This window comes from Marinibactrum halimedae, from assembly GCF_021234875.1.
GTDB classification, from domain to species: Bacteria; Pseudomonadota; Gammaproteobacteria; order Pseudomonadales; family Cellvibrionaceae; genus Marinibactrum; species Marinibactrum halimedae.
The window spans coordinates 1-696 of the sequence record NZ_JAJQVM010000117.1; the positions used below are offsets into that span (position 1 = coordinate 1).

Below are 696 nucleotides of genomic sequence, written 5' to 3' on the forward strand. Positions count from 1 at the left end.
TGGTGGAAAGCCAAGGGTATAAACTCACCCAACAAGGCAAAGACTACGTGGTGAGCTGCCCTTTCCATGAGGAAAACACCGCCTCTTGTGTGATCAGCCCTAAAACCAACCTGTTCCATTGCTTTGGCTGCGGGGCAGGGGGGTCGGTGATTGATTGGGTGATGAAAACCCAAAGTGTCTCGTTTCGATTTGCCTGTGAGATTTTGCAAAAAGACTTGGGGTTGGTGGAAAGTACCGGCCCGGCCAAGGCCCGCAACAGCACCACCAAACTGGCTTCCCCCTTAGCCGCCCAAACTGATAACGCCATTCTGCTGCGTCAGGTGGTGGACTTTTACCACGAGACCTTCAAACAAAGCCCGGAGGCCCACGCTTTTTTACAGTCGCGAGGGTTGGACAACAGCGAGTTGGTGGAGGCGTTTCACCTGGGCTTTTCCAATCGCACCTTGGGTTATCGCCTACCGGAAAAAAACCGCAAAGCCGGTGCCGAGTTGCGGGGCCAGTTGCAGGCCATTGGCCTGTTGCGTAAGAGCGGCCACGAACACTTTAACGGCTCACTGGTGGTGCCGGTGATGGATGAGCACGGCGTGGTTACCGAAGTGTATGGTCGAAAAATTAACAACGAACTGCGCAAAGGCACCGCCAAACACCTGTACTTACCGGGCGCGCACCACGGCGTGTGGAATGTGCAGGGGCTGA

General features: G+C 55.3%; 1 protein-coding gene. It reads left to right on the forward strand.

The annotated features are described in order from the left end of the window. Positions 1–696: CHC2 zinc finger domain-containing protein (locus LU351_RS20570; RefSeq protein WP_232595956.1), on the forward strand; the 696-nt coding region annotated here is incomplete at both ends.